This window comes from Pseudomonas sp. P116 (assembly GCF_020149425.1).
Classification (GTDB): Bacteria; Pseudomonadota; Gammaproteobacteria; order Pseudomonadales; family Pseudomonadaceae; genus Aquipseudomonas; species Aquipseudomonas anatoliensis.
On record NZ_JACVHB010000001.1, the window covers coordinates 19,438 to 34,853 of the forward strand.

The window sequence follows — 15,416 nt, forward strand, 5'->3', positions numbered from 1 at the left end:
GACAGGCGTGTACTTATGCCAGCCAACGTGATATCGATCCAATGCATTAAAAGTATCCGCAGAATGCAGGAGACGCATGATGGATTTGCGACAGCTTCGCCACTTGGTCGCCCTCGCTGACTACCGCAACTTTGGCCGCGCAGCCGAGGCGATCAACCTCAGTCAACCGGCATTCAGCCGCAGTATCCAGACGCTGGAACGCGATCTGGACTGTGAACTGGTCGAGCGCAGCAGCCGGGAATTTCGCCTCACCGGCCAAGGTGAACTGGTGTTGCAACATGCTCGGCGCCTGCTCGCCGGCAGTCAGGCATTGCACAACGAACTGACGCAATACAACGGCCTCACCAGCGGTGAGTTGCAATTCGGTTGTGGCCCTTATCCGGCGCAAGTGTTGGTGCCGGAAGCCTTGGCGCAATTCATTCAGGCCCATCCGGCGATCCGCACGCGTTTTCATCAGGGCGACTGGCAGCAATTGTCGTTGTGGTTGCGTGAGCAGCAGATCGAATTTCTGGTGGCGGATGCGCGTTATTTCGTTGGCGATCCGCAGTACCACGTGCAACTGCTGCGTACCCGACCGGGGCGGTTTTTCTGCCGCGCGGGTCACCCGCTCGCCAGTCAGCCTGACTTGAAGCTGCGTGCCCTGCTCGACTACCCGGTGGTGGGCACACGCATTCCGCCGATGATCCGCAAAATCCTTGCCGATGTATTGGGCGAACCCGATTTCACCCCCAGCGTCGAATGCGCCCAGTTCGACGCGATCCAGCGCGTGGTGCTGCGCTCCGACGCAGTGGGCCTGGCGACGCTGGAGGCACTGCGTGAGCAGGTCGATCAAGGCGTGATCCACTTGCTCGAATTCATCGACATACCCAAAGACGATCCGGCTCTGCAACTGAGCTACGGCATCGTCACCCGCGTCGGCTACTCCATGACCCCGGCGGCGCGGGCGATGGTGGAAGCGATTCTGACCGTCGATCAACGCCTGCTCGCGGCCAACCACTGAGCCTTGTAGGAGCTGCCGAAGGCTGCGATCTTTTGATTGTGATATTTACAAGCAAGATCAAAAGATCGCAGCCTTCGGCAGCTCCTACAGGTGACCGTATTTATTCAGTTGGAATGCGTTCAACTGTAGGAGTGAGCCGTGTTCCGAAACAAGCGGTGAGCCCTATATGACAAAAATCGATCAGCCGCCCGCCAACGCTTTTTACGCACCGAGTCTGTTGCCGGCCATCGAAGAGTTGCTTGCGCGCGGTATCGCGCAAGACGCCATCGAGGCGCAGTTTCACCGCAGTCTGTTCGATTTGCGCACGCCCTTCATGCGCATTCCGCTGGTGCTGTCGCGGCGGTTCTGGGCGTTTGCCATCGAGCAGACCGGCGATCCGCAGATCGGTCTGGCGGCAGGCCGGCGCTTTGTTTCCACGGCCACTAATGGCCTGACGTATCTGTTCGATGTCGCGGTGTCGCTGCAAAGTGCCTGCGATTATTTCGAGCGGTTCTTCCCTTTCTTCAACGGCCATTACCGCGCGCAGATCGTCCGCGACGGCGATGCTGTCGAACTGCGTTTGCTGGATGCCGGCAGCTTGCGAGCGTGTGCCGCGACTACCGATTACATCCTTATCAGCCTGTGCAGCATGTTGCGGCGCAAGTTGCTCGCCAGTGGTCTTGGGCGTGATCCTGTGTCGAGTGTGGCGCTGGTTTCGGCCAGCAGCGCAGAACATGAGCGCGCCTTCCGTGCGCCCGTGCAGGGTGGGCAGGCGTATCCGGCGATTCGCCTGGATCCGCAGTTGTTTGTGGCGCCGTTGACGCCGGGCAATCAGTCGCTCGAACAAACGCTGGTGGAATTGCTGGAGCAGACCCGCCGCAACAGCGAGTCGACCTTGCTGGAGCAGCTCAGCGACTATTTGATTGCAGACCTGGCAGCGGCCGACTGGAAGCAGTTTTGTGCCGCCCGGCATTTGATCGAACGCACAGCGGCTCGGCGGTTGAAGGCGTTGGGCTGGCGTTTTTCCGAGTTACTGGACGAGTATCGGCGCTACCGGGCCGAGGATCTGTTGCAGGCAAGTGAGCTGGAGTTGGTCGAGGTCTCTGATCGTTTGGGCTATAGCGATGTGCAGAGTTTTAACCGCGCGTGTTTGAGGTGGTTGGGGTGTGCGCCGGGGGTGTATCGGGCGCAGTGGGTCAAGATCTGAAAGGGATAGTGATTGACCCGGCCTCATCGCTGGCAAGCCAGCTCCCACAATGTTTGTTGGTGAGTCCAATATCCCGAAACTACCGAAATCCCTGTGGGAGCTGGCTTGCCAGCGATGAGGCCAGTCCTGCCTATACAAACCTACTGCCCCGCCGCCACACTCGCCGGCGCCTGGGTCGGCGTCACGATGCTGCCCAGATCAATATGCTTCCACTCAGGCTTGGCCCCCAACCGCGCATTGAAGCGATAGTTGAAGGTGAATTCATCCACCGTTGGTACCGACAGCGGCTTGCCGTACGCCGACTCGATCGCCGCCAGGTCATACCCCATCAACTGCAACAAAGTCGGGAAAATGTTGTAGTGACTGGAGCGATCCTTGTTCGCCGCCAACTGAGCCGACCAGTCGAGCGTTTTCAGATCGCGGCCCTGAATCACCACCAGCGGCACCAGGCCCTCCTCCTCCACCGGATCCCCGCCGCAGTGGGTGTTAAGCCCCGGGTTACCGCGTTCGTGCAGATCCTGCCCGTGATCGGAGGTATAGATCAGCAGTGCATTGTTCAGATTGCCCTTGGCCAACACCCGCGCAAAAAACTCGCCGACGTTCCATAAAACCGTGTTTTTGTAGGCGTTGCGATACAGCACCCAGTCATCCACCTGACCATTGAAACCATTGCGTTCACCGGTATCGGCGACTTCCGTGAACTGCCCGCGCGGCAAGGTCGGGCGGTAAGCCATGAAGGCATCCGGGTATTTGTCGTGCACCGGGAAATGCGCGCCGACCTTGTTGATCAGGATCAGCTCGGGCTTGTCGTCGTTGAGCAGTTCGATCAGCTTCGCCGCCGCGGCCATATCGCGGTCGCGCACGCTGGTGCGGTCGAATTGGACAAACTCGTCGATGTCCTTTTTCTCGGCGTCGTTCATCAGGTTCTGCAGATTGCCGCCAGTACGCTGGGCGTCGATGTACACCGTGCGCATTCCAGCCTTTTTCGCGTACTGCCAGATCGACGGCAGCGTGCTGTTGATGCGCATGTAGTCGGCGCGGGTGCCACCGTAGCGCAGGGTGATGTTGGTGTCGGCGCTGCAATTGGCGATGGAGGCGGCATAGCCGTAATTGAAAATGTCGACGCCTGCGTGCGGCTGTTTGAGGTTGCTGTGCACGCCAAATGGCGCGTTGATATCCAGATAATTGCCGGAGATGCTCTCGTCGATGATCAGCACGATGTCATGCCCCACCGCCTGCGAAGTGCGCGCCAGCGTGACCGGTTCACGTGGGCCCACCGTGTTATGAAGCGCCTCATAGGCAAACAGGTTCAGATAGGCCAACGGCGTGTACATGATCGGCAAACCGCGGGCACCCTCGCCTGCGCGCAAAAACAGCACCGCGCTGAGCAGCAACACGCCACACAACGGCGCCGCCACGCGCAACGTGTTCGGTACGATGAGCGAATGGCGCGGTTTGAGACCTATGGCAAACAACAGCAGCAGGCCACTGAGCGCACCGCGAATGATTGCGTCACGGTACTGGTACGCCGCTTCCTGAATGAAGCCGCCGGAATACACCAGCGAGACGAAATTGCTGTAGCTCAGGTAATCCGCGGTGACCCGGGTATAGATGTCGAAAAACACCGCCGAAACAAACATCGCCAATGCGAATAAATGGCGAACGAGTGTTTGTCTTATATACGCCGTTAGATATAACGCCAAAGTGAGCGCCAAAAACATCGCGCCAAAAAGAAGTACAGAAAAACCGAGGCCGATAGCATTTAACCGCTCAATGTAATATTCGGAATAAAGGAGCAGATAAGTAATTAAAAGCAGTTCTTTTGCATATTTGAACATGGCGATTCCGCTGGTGCAAAAGGCAGAAAGTCAAAGGTTTGTCGGTCAAAACCTGACACTAGCACCCGGCCCTCAAAGCGCAAGAATTGACTGTTTTTTTTATAATGCGTCAAAAAAACGGTGACTCAAATCTGACACACGCCATGCGCTGAAAGCCTTTAAATTAAAGACTTACAACCGTCTATCGCTTATTTTAATTCTGAACAAATCTGCAAAAAATCAACAAATCCAATCGCAGCAATGACTTGATGGCCAATCGCCAAAAAGCGCTCAAGTGTTATACAGATGCAACATGTCATTTTGCTGACACGCTTTTCAAACCCTGCGCTATACCCCTTCTACGGTCTTCTCAAGAACTTCTTCTTTTCGCTCTATCGAGGGTGCGCAGATGGACGTGAGCGTATTTGGCACGGGCTATGTTGGACTTATACAAGCTGCCGCACTTGCAGATGTCGGACATCGGGTTTTATGCGTTGATATAGACCCGAAGAAGATTAAACAACTGCAACAAGCCGTGCCGCCCATCAGCGAACCAGGACTGTCCAGCGCACTTGAAGAAAACATCAAGGCTGGGCGTCTGCTGTTCAGCACCCAGGCCAGCGATGCGGTCGAACACGCCGAGCTGATTTTCATCGCGGTCGGCACCCCGGCCGATGAAGACGGCTCCGCTGACCTCAGCCACGTGCTCAACGTTGCCCGGCAGATCGCCGGTTTAATGGAGGCCGATCGTACCCTGATCATCAAATCCACGGTGCCGGTCGGGACCGCCGATCAAGTCCTCGCCACTTCCAACAGCGAATTGCTGCGCCGCGCCAGGACTGACCTGAAAGTGCGCGTGGTGTCCAACCCCGAATTCCTCAAGGAAGGTAGCGCTCTGGCCGATTGCATGCGCCCCGACCGGATTATCGTCGGCACCCGCGATGACGAGGCCCGCGAGCAGATGAGCGAGCTGTACGCACCGTTCTGCCGCAACCACGAAAAACTGATGTTCATGGACAACCGCAGCGCCGAGCTGACCAAATACGCGGCCAATGCGATGCTCGCCACGCGCATCAGCTTCATGAACGAGCTGGCCAACCTCACTGAATTGCTTGGCGCCGACATCGAATCAGTGCGCAAGGGCATCGGTTCCGACCCGCGCATCGGTTATCACTTTATCTATCCGGGCTGCGGCTTCGGTGGCTCGTGTTTTCCCAAGGATCTGCGCGCCCTGCTGCACACCGCCGAACACAACGGCATGCCGTTGAAACTGCTGCGCAGCGTCACCGACGTCAACGACAGTCAGCGGCACATCCTCTTCAGCAAACTGAAAGCGCAGTTCCCCCAGGGCCTGGCCGGCAAGTCCATCGCGATCTGGGGCCTGGCGTTCAAGCCAAACACTGACGACATGCGTGAAGCCCCCAGCCGTTACCTGATGGATGCGCTGTGGGCCGAAGGCGCGAGCGTGCAGGCCTACGACCCGGAAGCCATGTCCGAGTGCCGGCGCCTCTATGGTTACCGTAACGACTTGCACCTGTGCGCCACCCGCGACGACACGCTGGAAGATGCCGATGCACTGGTGATCTGCACCGAGTGGAAAAACTTCCGCGTGGTGGATTTTGAATGGCTGGCCAGCAAGTTGCGTTCGCGGGTGGTGATTGACGGTCGCAACCTCTACAACCCGGAACATCTGGCCGCCGCTGGCCTGCATTACAGCGGCATCGGCCTGCGCCACATCGCCCCCGAAGGGCTACGGCCATGAAAATTCTGGTCACAGGCGCGGCCGGCTTCATTGGTGCCCATTGCGTATTGCGGCTGATGCGCGACGGACACACAGTGGTCGGCCTGGATAATTTCAACGCCTATTACGATCCGCAGCTCAAGCACGATCGCGTGCAATGGGTGCGCGAGCAGGTCGGCGATTTCCAGCTCGCTACGGTTGACCTGGCCGATGCGTCGGCCATCGAAGCGCTGTTCGTCCGGGAATGTCCGCAAGTAGTCATCCACCTCGCGGCGCAGGCCGGGGTGCGTTATTCGCTGGAGAATCCGCGGGCGTATCTGGACAGCAATCTGCAGGGTTTCCTGAATATTCTGGAAAGCTGCCGGCAGCATCCGGTCGAGCACCTGATCTACGCCTCGTCGAGTTCAGTGTATGGCGCCAACCAGACCACGCCGTACTCGGTGAAGGACGGCGTCAATCATCCGCTGTCGCTGTACGCCGCGACCAAGAAAGCCAATGAGCTGATGGCCCACAGCTACAGCCACTTGTTTGGCATCCCCTGCACCGGGCTGCGCTTTTTCACCGTGTACGGGCCGTGGGGCCGGCCGGACATGTCGCCAATCCAGTTCGCCAAGGCGATCAGCGAGGGGCAACCGCTGAAGCTGTTCAACTATGGCGAGCATCAGCGCGATTTCACCTACATCGACGACATCATCGAAAGCATTGCCCGCCTCATCCCGCAACCGCCAAAAGCCAACCCCGAGTGGAACCGCGAGCAGCCCGACCCCGCCAGCAGCATGGCGCCGTGGCGGCTGTTCAACATCGGCGGCCAACATCCGGTGGAACTGAAAACCTACCTGGCGCTGATCGAAAAACACCTCGGTCAAAAAGCCTTGGTCGAGCTGCTGCCCTTGCAGCCGGGCGACGTACTCAACACCTGTGCCGAGGCCAGCGATCTGGCCCAGGCCACCGGTTTTCAGCCCCGGATAGAGCTGGATGAAGGACTTGGGCGCTTCATCGCCTGGTTCCGCGACTACTACCCAACTGCCTATCGCCCACGCGCCGCACGCGGCTGACCATCAGTGGAGGTCTTTATGACTGGACATGAAAAAACAATACCGATGCAGGAACTGCGCCGTGACAAGCGCATTGATCCCGAGCACCGCATGCGCCTCGATGCCGCGATTCATCGCCAGGGCCGCGGCTGGATGACTGGCCGTGACGGTGGCCGACCATGGCAGCTGTCGCGCACCAATCGAGTGGTCGCCTGCTTTGGCGCGCTGGTCATTCTGCTGGTGTTTTCGCCGCTGTTGATCGGTCTGGCGCTGGCCGTCAAGTTCACCAGTCCAGGGCCGGTGATGTTCGTGCAGAAACGCACCGGCTATCGCGGGCGCAAATTCGGCATGTACAAGTTCCGCACCATGGTCGCCAACGCCGAAGACCTCAAGGAATCGTTGCGCCACCTGAACAAACACGGTGTCGATGCCATTGATTTCAAGATCGACAAAGACCCACGGATCACCGGTATCGGCGGTTTCCTGCGCCGGACCAGCCTCGACGAACTGCCCAACCTGATCAATGTGATCAGCGGCGATATGCGCCTGGTCGGCCCGCGTCCGACCTCCTTCAACGCCTATCGCTACAAGGACAGTCACCTCGCACGCCTGAGCATCTACCCCGGCATGACCGGCGTGTGGCAGATCTCCGGGCGCAGCAATATCGACTTCGACCAGCGCGTTGAGTTGGACCTCAGCTATATCGCCGAGCAGAGCCTTTTGCTTGATCTGAAGATCCTGTTGAAAACCCCCTTCAAAGTATTCAGCGGCCACGGAGCAAGCTAATGGACGGTTCAACCAATAAAAGCCTGAGCATCGCCAACCCCAGCGAATCGAACCTGACATCGACCGTGCTGGATCTGGATCTGCGGATTCTGTTCCTGACCGCCGCCAACCCCGGCGCCGGCACCACCACCAGCGCGCTGGCACTGGCCAGTCAACTGGCACAAATGAGCAGCGGCCAGGTGCTGCTGGTCGACGCCAGCCAGTCGGCGAGCAACCTTACCCAGCAGATGAACCTGAGCAAGGAGCGCGGCCTGCGCGACCTGCTGTTCAACCCGGACAACCCGCCGCTGTTGCAGGACTGCGTCGTGCAGGTCTCGAGCCTGCCCTTCGATGTGCTGCCAAACGGCCGGCCGATCCGCACCATGGAACACCTGACCGCCGAACGCCTGAGCCCGTTGCTCGACCAGTTGGGCAGCCAGTACCGCTTCGTGGTGATCGACGGTGACGCGGTGTATTCCGCCGCCGACACGCTGGTGATCAGCACCCAGGTCGATGGCGTGGTGTTCGTGGTTCGCGCCGAAGATACCCGTTGGGAAGTCGCCCAGGCTGCCGTGCAACGGCTGACCCAGGCTGGGGCAAAAGTGGTCGGTAGCGTGTTCAACCGGCGCAAGTACTACATGCCCAAGTGGCTTTACAAAAACCTGTAAGCGAACGCAAAGGATGACGCCATGAACGCCAAAATGCTTGTCCTGCTGTTGCTGCCGCTTGCGGGCTGCTCCAGCAATACCGATACCCGCAACATGCCGGTGAATATCCTCACCGCCGCACCGGCCAACGCCCAGGCAACCGATATGCCGAGGGTCGAGCAGACCCTGCGCCCGAAAGACGTGCTGGATGTGATTTTCCACATCAGCACCAGCGGCTCGGACGCTTACCGCGTCCAGTCGGGTGACCAGATCGGCCTGAACTTCACCGCCGCCAGCCAGCTCAACGGCACGCAACTGGTGCTGCCCGACGGCACCATCGAACTGCCGGGCGCCAACACCTCGGTGAAAATCGCCGGGCTGACCAGCGAGGAAGCGCGCCAGGAAATCCAGCGGGTTTATCAACGCAAACAACTGTTCCAGCCCAACCGCAATCAGCTGAGCGTGCAAGTCCTCAGCCCGTTGAGCAACGAACAGAACCTCAAAAGTGCCCTCAACCACCCCGCCACCGGCATGAGCCGCGAGATCACCGTGGGGACTGACGGCTACGCGAGCTTCCCGGAAATCGGTGCCGTGCCAATGCAAGGCATGACCGTCAATCAACTGGAAGCCTTCCTCAACAAAAAATACGCGCAATTGCCAGGGCGGATGAGCGTCGATGTGCTGCTCAAATCCACGGCTGGCAACGAGATCTACGTCTTGGGCGAAGTGGCCCAGCCTGGCTCCTACCCGATCCGCCGTCCGGTATCGGTGCTTGAAGCCCTGACCCTCGCCCGCGGCACCAACGTCAAGGCGCGCCTCGATTCGGTGGTGATCATGCGGCGCAATGGCAATCAGGTGCAGGCGATGAATTACGACGTCGAAAAGGCGTTGTCAGGCGAGGCTCCGCAGATCGCCTACCTGCAACCGGACGACATGCTCTACGTGCCAAAAACCAAGCTTGCCAGCGCCGGCGAACTCGCCCGCCAACTGGCCGACGTGGTGCTGTTCCAGGGCGTGGGGTTCAGCTTCGGCTACCGCGTCGACAACAAAGGCAGTGACAACTGACTCTCAGGTGAACGACATGAACCCAAAAGAAAATTACCTGCACGAGTTCTTCAGGATTTTCTTCGCCAACAAACAACTGGTGAAGCGTGTCTTCCTGATCTTTGCAGTGATCGCGCTGGTGCTGCCGCTGTTGCTCAAGCAGAGCTTCGATATCACCGCGCAGGTGATCGTGCAGTCGAAAAAACTTTCCCAGGGCGATGCGACCACCTCGCTGACCCAGGACAACGCCACGTTCATTCCGCCGTCGCTGGCGGACATGGAAACCGAAAGCAATATCCTGCGTTCGCCGGCGCTGATTCGTCAGACCATCAGCGAGCTGCGCGACAACGGCGAGTACACCCCAGCGCCAGGCATGCTCAGCAAGCTGCTCGGTGAACCGTTCAAACGCTACGTCAGCTCGCCGTTGCGCGAATACGTGGTCAACCCGCTGCGCAGCACGCTGGGCCTGGAAACCGATCCCGTGCGCGACACGGTACTCGACGGCTTGACGCAAGAAGCCATCGACAATCTGAAGATCGAAACCCTGCCGGGTTCCAATGTGATTTCGATTGTCTACAGCTTCCCGGATCCAGCCCAGGGCACAACGTTTGTCGCAGCCTTGCTGCAAAACTATCTGGTCAGCCGTCAGGCGCTGCAATCGATCGAACTGCCGCATTCGTTTTATGAAACCAAAAAGCATCAATACCAGGTGCGCCTCGACGGACTGGAAGGTGCTCGGCTGAGTTTGCTTGAAGGTGTCGGTTCGTCCGACCCGAAGGAGGAAATCACCTTTCGCCTCAATGCAATCAACACCGAGGAGCAGGCACTCAATCTGTACCGCGATCGCTTGCTGCAAAGCCAGCGCTGGCTCGATTACTTGAAAACCAGTCTGGCCGCTGCCAACACCAACAAACTCAACGACTACACCTTTCCGTTCACCTTCACCACCACGGTGGACAACATCGCGTTCGAAGACCGCGAGATCAGACAGATGGGCGAGGCGCTGACCACTCAGGTCAGCCGCTACATGAATGATCTGGCGGTGTTCCAGCCCGGTAGCGAGCCGATGTTGCTGACCCGCGAGCAAATTGCCCGCACTCGCCAGCAGTTCCTCAAAGTGGTCAATAACCGCATCCAGGAGCGCACGATCGATCTGTCGGTGGTCAGCCAGGTGATCGAGCAGAAAACCGCGCGCATTGCCGAGTTCAAGGAGCGTATCCACCAGTTGCAGCAAACCCAGAGCAAGCTGCGGCAGATGGACACGGAGATAGGCGCCCTGCACGCCGCGTTCTCGACCTACGCGCAGCGCTTTGCCGAAAGCAGCACCACGCGCTCGCTGGACAACGACCTGTCCAACGCCCGGGTGTTGAGTCCGCCGTTCGAGCCGACTGAAGCAGCGTTCCCAAAACCGATGTTGATAATTCCGTTCGGCATGCTCACCGGCCTGCTGCTGGCGATCGCGTTCGTCTATGTGCGGGAGTTCTTTGATCATCGCTTCAAACATCCGGCGCAAATCAGCCATGAACTGGGGCTGCCGGTGCTGTTGGTGATCAACGAGCAAGACGCGCTGCCGGGCAATCCGCACAGAAACTGGTCGGTGCCAGGCTTTGTGCACTGGGTGCGCAATTGAACCTGTCGACCCCGCCGAACGCCGCCCTGCCGATCATTCATTTGCTCAGCAGCGGTGGCTTCTATGGCGCCGAGCGCATGTTGCTCGATCATTGCCTGGCGACGCCGGGGCAGCATCAAGTGCTGTTCCTCGACGCGCCGCCGGAACTGATCGCGCGCTTTCGTGAGGCCGGGGTCGACGCGCAAGGTTGCACTGGCCTGGGCACCTTGCTGCGGCACTTGCGTCAACGCCGCAGCGAACGGCCGCTGATCAATACGCACAATTTCAAAGGGCTGTTATTCGGTTGGCTCGGCGCGACGCTGTTGCGCCTGCCGCTGGTCATCACCCAACACGGTTTCACCCCGCGCAGCCGCAAACAAAAGTTCTACACCTGGCTGAGCCTGCAACTGTGCCGCACCGCATCGGTTGATCGGGTGGTGTGCGTGGCCGAAAGCATCGCGGCCATTCACCGCCTGGCCAGCGTGCGGGCCGACAAGCTGCAAGTGATTCCCAACGGTTTGCCGGCTCACGCCGAGATGATTCCCAATGCTGATCGCCAGCGCTGGCTCGCCGGTTACGTCGGACGCCTGAGCAGCGAGAAAGGCCCGGATCTGTTCCTCGACGCGCTGATTGCGCTGTGCGTGCAACACCCGCAACTGGACGCGGTGATGCTCGGCGATGGCCCGGAACGCGAGGTGTTGCAGGCGCGCATTGATGCCGCCGGTTTACAGCAGCGCATTCGTTTGCCGGGTTATCAGACCGACATGCGCCGCTGGTGGCAGCAACTCGATGCGCTGGTGATCAGCTCGCGCACCGAGGGCACGCCGATGATTTTGCTGGAGGCCATGCAGGCCGGGGTGCCGGTGGTGGCCTTCGCGGTCGGCGGGATTCCCGATGTGCTGGAAGACCGGCATAACGGCCTGCTCGCCGCGCCCACCGACAGCGCAGCCCTCGCCCGCCAGCTCGAGACGTTGCTGATGCAACCGGGCCTGGCCCGGCAACTGCGCGACAACGCGAAACGCACGCAACAGGATCGCTACGACCTCAAGGCCTTGGCCGAACACTGGTCGCAGCTGTACATCCGCACCGCACGGGAGGCACGCGCATGATTTTCCCGCTCTCGATCGTCAGTCTGCTGGCACTGGTCTGCATGGCTTTGCTGGTCAGTCCTTATCCTTATCTGGCGCCGGGGGCAGTGCTGGGGCTGCTGGGTTTCACGGTGCTGTACCGCAAACCGTCCTGGGGCCTGCTTGGCATTGCCGCGCTGGTGCCGTTTGAAGGGTTCTTCAAGGACAGCATGTTTTCCGGGAGCAAATTCCTCGGTGCTTCGCTGGCGCTGATCCTGATGCTGCAACTGGCATTGCACCAGATTCCATCGCAGCGCTTGCGCAGCAATCTGTGGCGCTACCTGATCGGTTTCATGGCGCTGTATCTGCTGAGCCTGCTCGCCACCGACAACCTGGGCATGTCTCAGAGTCATCTGCGTGAACTGAGCGTGGGCCTGATTCTGTTCGTGATCACTTTGTTGATCGGCCGCGAGCTGAACCTTGATCTGTTCGCCCGGCTGGTCACGCTCAGCGTCAGCGCCACCTGCGCCATGGCGATGTTTTCCAGCAGATTCCAGGACAAGGGCCGCGCCGCCGGCCTGCTCGATGACCCCAATGCCTTTGCTCTGCTGATCGCCTTCGCCGTGCCGCTGGGCCTGCTGCTGGTGATTCGCAGTCCGAACCTTTTGCAGCGTTTGTTCTGGGCTGGCTGCTGCCTTTTGCTGCTCGGCGGCATGACCAAGACAGAATCGCGCTCGGGGCTGGTGGTACTGGCCTTGAGTCTGGCGATCGGTGTCTGGCATTACCGCCAGCACCTCACCCGCATCCGTCCCCGGCATTTCGGCTTTGCCATGCTCGGCGCCGCCATCGTGCTGCCCTTGGCGATTTATGCGATGCCTGCCGGTTATCTGGCACGCATCCAGTCGCTGAGTATCTTGAGCGCCGGGGCCAAGGCTCAGGACGAATCACTCGGCCGTCGCGCCTCCTACATTGTCGTCGGCAGCCAGATCATCCGCGAACATCCGCTGCTCGGCTCCGGCCCCGGGACCTTCCCGCTGCACTACGCGACCACCGGTTACGCCAAGGCATTCTCGGCCAACCGCAAGATCGGTGACCTGTATCGCCGGGCGCACAACACTTACCTGGAGATTTTCAGCGAACTGGGGATTCCGGCCGGCCTGCTGTTTGTCGGCATGCTCGTGCAGGGTTTCTACAACCTGATCCGCGCACGACGCGCGTGGCTGCAACGGCGCGAGTGGCAGCACGCGGACGTGGTGACTCATCTTGGAATGAGTTTTCTGTCATTGACGTTGTTTCTGATGTTTCTCAGCGCGCCGAACCTGAAATACCTGTGGATCATGCTTGCCCTGACCTGGGTGCTGCGCCTGAAAGCCGAGCAAGCACCGCTGACGGAGGCCAGGACATGAGCCGGATCAGCATCGTCATTCCGATGTACAACGAGGCACGGCACATCGGCCGCACCCTCCTGGCCGCTCGCAAAGCCGCGAACGCCGCCGACATCGACTGTGAACTGATTGTCGTCGACAACGGCTCCATTGATGACGGGCCACAGATCGCCCGCGCATTCGGCGCACAGGTTCTGGTGTTGCCCGGCCTGCTGATCGGCGCCTTGCGCAATCGTGGCGCAACGGTTGCCAGTGGTGAATGGCTGGCGTTCATCGATGCCGACATTGAAATGCCCGAAGACTGGCTGAGCCAATTGTTCGCCCTCGAAGCAGACGCTCAGGGCGACATCTTCGGCCTGGACCTGCACACCCCCGCCGCCGCGCCGTGGTACGCGACCGCCTGGCAACGGCGCATGCTGCGGCCATCAGCGCACGCCAGCCGCACCGTGGACTGGCTGCCCAGCGCCAACCTGCTGATGCGCAAACGCTGGTTCGATGTCGTCGGCGGTTTCAACGAAACCCTGCGCACCGGTGAGGACAAGGAATACACCCTGCGCCTGAGCAAACAGGGCGCACGGCTGCTGTCGATCAATACCAGCATCGCCCTGCATTGGGGCTACGAAATGAACTGGCGCGAGTGGATGGGCAAGGAACTGTGGCGTCAGGGCAGTCACCTGCAGTTGCTGCGCACCCACGGCATGAGCCTGCGCCTGCTGCGTTTTCCGCTGCTGTCGTTGCTGGTCTGGGTGACGGATTTTCTCCTGATCGTTGCCTTGCTCGCCGGCCTCGCGCAGCTCGCGGTGATCCTGCTAGTGCTGACCCTGCTGCCGAGTCTGGTGCTCAGCGTGCGGCAGAGTATCAAGCACCACAACGTTCGCCTCACCTTGCAACTGTGGGGTCTGCACTGGTTACGCCTGCACCTGCCCAGCGCGGCACTTGTTCTCAGTCTGTGTCATTGGAACGCCAGGAGGCCTGCCCGTGGCTGAATTCATTTTCTGGATGTGCCTGCTGCTGCCGGTGTACGCCTACGTCGGTTATCCGCTGCTGCTGACCTTGCTGGCGCCGCTGTTCCCGGCCTGGCGCCATACGCCGGCGCCGCCGCTGAACATCAGTATCGTGATTGCCGCGCATAACGAGGCGCGACACATCGAGCACAAGTTGCGCACGCTGCTGGCTCAGGATTATCAGCCGGCGACGCTGCAGATCATTCTCGCCAGCGACGGCTCGACGGATGACACCGTGGCCTGCGCGCACAAAGTGGTTGATCCGCGCATTACCGTGCTCGACCTGCCCCGCCAGGGCAAAGCCGCTACGCTGAATGCCGGCGCAGCGCTGAGTACCGGCGACATTCTGGTGTTCACCGATGCCGACAATCAATGGTCACGCGACACCCTCGGCCACTTGCTCGCGCCGTTGAGCGATCCGCAAGTTGGCGCCTGTGCCGGGCACATGGTGATTCCGGTCACCGGCGGGGGCCTGAGCGTCGGTGACAGCCTGTACCGGCACTACGAAGGCTGGCTGCGCCGCGTGGAGAATCGCACCGGTTGCATGGTTTCCGCCGATGGCGCCCTGCTCGCTCTGCGCCGCGAGTTGTTCCAGAACGTGCCGGCCGAGGTCAACGACGATTTCTTTATCAGCACCTGTGCTCCGGTGGCACGCAAACGCATCGTCTACGTGCCTGAAGCGCAAGTGATCGACCATGGCGTCGATGAGGCGGGCAAACAATTCCGCCGGCGTCAGCGCGTCACCGTTGGCGGCTTGCAAAGCCTGGCGCAACGCAGCGAGCTGCTCAATCCGTTCAAGCACGGCCTGTATTCGATCGCCTTGATCAGCCACAAATTGGTCCGCCGACTGGCGCCGGTGTTGTTGCTGCCGTTGCTGCTGAGCAACTTCTGGCTGTGGCAAGAACACGGCTTTTATCGCTTGAGCCTGATCGCGCAGTTGATCGGCTACACGATCGCCATCGCCGGCCTGCTCGATTCGCAACACCGTTTGCCCAAACCATTCCGTCTGGCGGCGTTTTTGCTGGTCACCCTGGCGGGCATGAGCCTCGGCCTGTGGCAGTTTCTGCGCGGCCAGCGGTATGCCCAGTGGAATCCGGAACAGAACCGATAAAAAAGG

General features: G+C 60.0%; 13 protein-coding genes. 12 read left to right on the plus strand and 1 reads right to left on the minus strand.

Going from position 1 to position 15,416, the window contains the following annotated elements; all coding sequences use genetic code 11:
* Positions 1-79: 79 nt before the first annotated feature.
* Positions 80-1,000 carry a LysR family transcriptional regulator gene (locus tag ICA15_RS00090; RefSeq protein ID WP_210555551.1) on the plus strand — a complete coding sequence of 307 codons (921 nt, stop codon included), beginning with the start codon at positions 80-82 and terminating at the stop codon, positions 998-1,000.
* A 166-nt stretch (positions 1,001-1,166) separates the two neighbouring features.
* The gene (locus ICA15_RS00095) at positions 1,167-2,186 is read left to right on the plus strand and encodes a helix-turn-helix domain-containing protein (protein ID WP_210555550.1); all 1,020 of its coding nucleotides are present in this window, start codon (positions 1,167-1,169) and stop codon (positions 2,184-2,186) included.
* A 140-nt stretch (positions 2,187-2,326) separates the two neighbouring features.
* Here ICA15_RS00095 and ICA15_RS00100 read toward each other — a convergent pair whose 3' ends face one another.
* Positions 2,327-4,024 carry a sulfatase-like hydrolase/transferase gene (locus tag ICA15_RS00100; protein ID WP_210555549.1) on the minus strand — a complete coding sequence of 566 codons (1,698 nt, stop codon included), beginning with the start codon at positions 4,022-4,024 and terminating at the stop codon, positions 2,327-2,329.
* A 388-nt stretch (positions 4,025-4,412) separates the two neighbouring features.
* Here ICA15_RS00100 and ICA15_RS00105 point away from each other — a divergent pair, with 388 nt between their 5' ends.
* Genes ICA15_RS00105 through ICA15_RS00150 form a run of 10 tightly spaced genes read left to right on the plus strand, consistent with a single transcriptional unit; the run spans position 4,413 to position 15,410 of the window.
* On the plus strand, positions 4,413-5,765 hold the full coding sequence (locus tag ICA15_RS00105) for a UDP-glucose dehydrogenase family protein (protein ID WP_150602267.1): 1,353 nt from the start codon (positions 4,413-4,415) through the stop codon (positions 5,763-5,765).
* Complete coding sequence (locus tag ICA15_RS00110) at positions 5,762-6,799, plus strand: NAD-dependent epimerase (protein ID WP_210555548.1); 1,038 nt, start codon at positions 5,762-5,764, stop codon at positions 6,797-6,799. Before ICA15_RS00105 ends, ICA15_RS00110 begins: the two co-directional genes overlap by 4 nt.
* 18 nt (positions 6,800-6,817) lie before the next feature.
* Positions 6,818-7,564, plus strand: coding sequence for a sugar transferase (locus ICA15_RS00115; protein WP_150602269.1), 747 nt, complete (start codon positions 6,818-6,820; stop codon positions 7,562-7,564).
* Entirely contained in the window at positions 7,564-8,211 is a 648-nt protein-coding gene (locus ICA15_RS00120; RefSeq protein WP_150594859.1) for a CpsD/CapB family tyrosine-protein kinase, read from the plus strand. The genes ICA15_RS00115 and ICA15_RS00120 overlap by 1 nt, the downstream gene beginning before the upstream one ends.
* Before the next feature lie 21 nt (positions 8,212-8,232).
* Complete coding sequence (locus ICA15_RS00125) at positions 8,233-9,255, plus strand: polysaccharide biosynthesis/export family protein (RefSeq protein WP_150616521.1); 1,023 nt, start codon at positions 8,233-8,235, stop codon at positions 9,253-9,255.
* 16 nt (positions 9,256-9,271) lie between these two features.
* Positions 9,272-10,864 carry a GumC family protein gene (locus ICA15_RS00130; protein WP_210555547.1) on the plus strand — a complete coding sequence of 531 codons (1,593 nt, stop codon included), beginning with the start codon at positions 9,272-9,274 and terminating at the stop codon, positions 10,862-10,864.
* Complete coding sequence (locus ICA15_RS00135; RefSeq protein WP_411959646.1) at positions 10,849-11,952, plus strand: glycosyltransferase family 4 protein; 1,104 nt, start codon at positions 10,849-10,851, stop codon at positions 11,950-11,952. Before ICA15_RS00130 ends, ICA15_RS00135 begins: the two co-directional genes overlap by 16 nt.
* On the plus strand, positions 11,949-13,316 hold the full coding sequence (locus tag ICA15_RS00140) for an O-antigen ligase family protein (protein WP_210555545.1): 1,368 nt from the start codon (positions 11,949-11,951) through the stop codon (positions 13,314-13,316). Before ICA15_RS00135 ends, ICA15_RS00140 begins: the two co-directional genes overlap by 4 nt.
* A complete protein-coding gene (locus ICA15_RS00145; protein ID WP_210555544.1) occupies positions 13,313-14,281 on the plus strand; it encodes a glycosyltransferase in 969 nt (322 codons plus the stop codon). The genes ICA15_RS00140 and ICA15_RS00145 overlap by 4 nt, the downstream gene beginning before the upstream one ends.
* A complete protein-coding gene (locus ICA15_RS00150; protein WP_100845612.1) occupies positions 14,274-15,410 on the plus strand; it encodes a glycosyltransferase in 1,137 nt (378 codons plus the stop codon). Before ICA15_RS00145 ends, ICA15_RS00150 begins: the two co-directional genes overlap by 8 nt.
* Positions 15,411-15,416: the final 6 nt, after the last annotated feature.

Bases quoted from the DNA above. Each gene is read 5' to 3' on its own strand.
- ICA15_RS00090 (WP_210555551.1), top strand. From the start codon at position 80: ATGGATTTGCGACAGCTTCGCCACTTGGTCGCCCTCGCTGACTACCGC.
- ICA15_RS00130 (WP_210555547.1), top strand. From the start codon at position 9,272: ATGAACCCAAAAGAAAATTACCTGCACGAGTTCTTCAGGATTTTCTTC.
- ICA15_RS00095 (WP_210555550.1), top strand. From the start codon at position 1,167: ATGACAAAAATCGATCAGCCGCCCGCCAACGCTTTTTACGCACCGAGT.
- ICA15_RS00115 (WP_150602269.1), top strand. From the start codon at position 6,818: ATGACTGGACATGAAAAAACAATACCGATGCAGGAACTGCGCCGTGAC.
- ICA15_RS00125 (WP_150616521.1), top strand. From the start codon at position 8,233: ATGAACGCCAAAATGCTTGTCCTGCTGTTGCTGCCGCTTGCGGGCTGC.
- ICA15_RS00110 (WP_210555548.1), top strand. From the start codon at position 5,762: ATGAAAATTCTGGTCACAGGCGCGGCCGGCTTCATTGGTGCCCATTGC.
- ICA15_RS00105 (WP_150602267.1), top strand. From the start codon at position 4,413: ATGGACGTGAGCGTATTTGGCACGGGCTATGTTGGACTTATACAAGCT.
- ICA15_RS00145 (WP_210555544.1), top strand. From the start codon at position 13,313: ATGAGCCGGATCAGCATCGTCATTCCGATGTACAACGAGGCACGGCAC.
- ICA15_RS00100 (WP_210555549.1), bottom strand. From the start codon at position 4,024: ATGTTCAAATATGCAAAAGAACTGCTTTTAATTACTTATCTGCTCCTT.
- ICA15_RS00140 (WP_210555545.1), top strand. From the start codon at position 11,949: ATGATTTTCCCGCTCTCGATCGTCAGTCTGCTGGCACTGGTCTGCATG.
- ICA15_RS00120 (WP_150594859.1), top strand. From the start codon at position 7,564: ATGGACGGTTCAACCAATAAAAGCCTGAGCATCGCCAACCCCAGCGAA.